Source organism: Rudaea sp., assembly GCF_036383415.1.
In the GTDB taxonomy this organism is placed as follows: Bacteria; Pseudomonadota; Gammaproteobacteria; order Xanthomonadales; family Rhodanobacteraceae; genus Rudaea.
Window position 1 is genome coordinate 1 of sequence record NZ_DASVOK010000477.1, and the last position, 1767, is coordinate 1767.

2 protein-coding genes are annotated in these 1767 nt (G+C 69.7%); both read right to left on the minus strand.

What is annotated here, in order from left to right:
* Nucleotides 1–675 (minus strand): molybdopterin cofactor-binding domain-containing protein (locus VF497_RS17240; RefSeq protein WP_330891052.1); only part of this gene is annotated, 675 nt, incomplete at its 3' end.
* A 3-nt stretch (nt 676–678) separates the two neighbouring features.
* Nucleotides 679–1725, minus strand: a complete 1047-nt coding sequence (locus tag VF497_RS17245; RefSeq protein WP_330891054.1) for a xanthine dehydrogenase family protein subunit M — start codon at nt 1723–1725, stop codon at nt 679–681.
* Nucleotides 1726–1767 lie beyond the last annotated feature (42 nt).

Consider the following 1767-nt stretch of genomic DNA (forward strand, 5'->3'; position numbering starts at 1 on the left):
GGCGAAGCCCATGCCCTGGCTCGGCGTGTCGATGAACAGGCGGTCGCCGTCCCACACCGCGACGATCGCATGCGGCTCCATCGCGTTGTGATATTGCGCCGGCGTCTCGTAGGTCGAGTCCGTCAGCTTCGCGGCCGCAGCAATGCCGGCGTCGATATCGCCGTGGCGGACTTCGGCGGGATTGCCGATGCCGACCACCGGCGGCGCATAGGCCTCGCCGGCGTCGAGGCCGACCCGCGCGATCTCGACCTGGTAGCGCGGCGACAGCAGCGCCGCGCCTTCGGTGGCGGCTTCCAGCGTTTCCGCGATCACGACCGCGATCGCCTGGTTGGCGTAGCGCACCTCGTCGCTCTGCAACAGCTCCATGCGGAAGGCGAACGGGTTGCCCTTGGCGTCGGGGTCTTCGGCAAGCTCCGGCTTGTGCGCCGGGGTCATCACGTCGATCACGCCCGGATGGCGCTTGGCGGCGGCGACGTCGAGCGATTTGACGCGGCCGCGCGCGATGCAGCTGGTCGCAATCACGGCATAGACCATGCCGGGCGGATGATTGTCGGCGGCATAACGTGCCTTGCCGGTGACCTTCAGCACGCCGTCGGTGCGGGTCATCGGCTGGCCGATGTTCGAGCCGTGCCTGATATGGGCGGGGTCGCGGGTCAGACTGAGTTCAACCGTCATGCGTTACGCTCCTGCAACGGAGGAGAAGGGAGAGCCGGGCAGCGCGGGAATACGATCCGGCGTGCCTGCGGCGGCAAGGCTGAGCGCGCGGACGACGATGCGCTGCGCGAGCTCGATCTTGAAAGCGTTGTCGCCGGACGGCTTTGCGTCCGACAGCGCGGCGCGCGCCGCCTCGCGATAGACCGCGGCATCCGGCGAGGCGCCTGCGAGCACCTGCTCGGCCTCGCGCGCCCGCCACGGCTTGGCCGCAACGCCGCCGAGCGCGAGCCGCGCCTCGCGGATCTTGCCGTCCTCGATGCGCAGGCTAGCTGCGGCCGAGACCACGGCGAAGGCATAGGATGTCCGCTCGCGCACCTTGATGTAGCGGGCATGGCGAGCGAAGCCCTGCGCCTCGGCCGGCAGCCGCAGTGCGACGATCAGATCGCCCCGCTCCAGCGCAGTCTCGCGCTCCGGCGTCTCACCGGGCAGACGATGCAATGCCTCGAGCGGCAGCTCGCGCCGGCCGCTTTTGCCCTCGATCTCGACGACGGCGCCATACGCGACCAGCGGCACGCAGAAATCCGACGGATGGGTCGCGATGCAGCCCTCGCTCCAGCCGAGCACCGCGTGCAAGCGGTTCTCGCCCTTCAGCGCGTCGCAGCCGGCGCCCGGCCAGCGCCGGTTGCAGGCGCTGCCGGCGTCGTAGAAATAGGCGCAGCGCGTCCGCTGCATCAGATTGCCGCCGACGGTCGCGGCGTTGCGCAGCTGCGCCGATGCGCCTGACAGCTGCGCCTCGGCGACCGCGGGATAGTTGCGCGCGAAATCGGCGTCATGGGCAAGATCGGCGTTGCGCACCAGCGCGCCGATGCGCAAGGCCCCGTCGGGGAGATGCTCGATGCGATCGAGCCCGGGCAGGCGCGTGACGTCGACGAGACGGCTCGGCCGGCTGACGCCGGCCTTCATCAGGTCGAGCAGGTTGGTGCCGGAGGCGAGATAGCTCGCGCCCTTCTCGGAAGCCGCCGCGATCGCATCCGCGACGCTCGCCGGCCTGACATAGTCGAAATTCATCATGCGGAGCGCCTCTGCTTGCTGGCTGTGATGTTGGATTGTGCC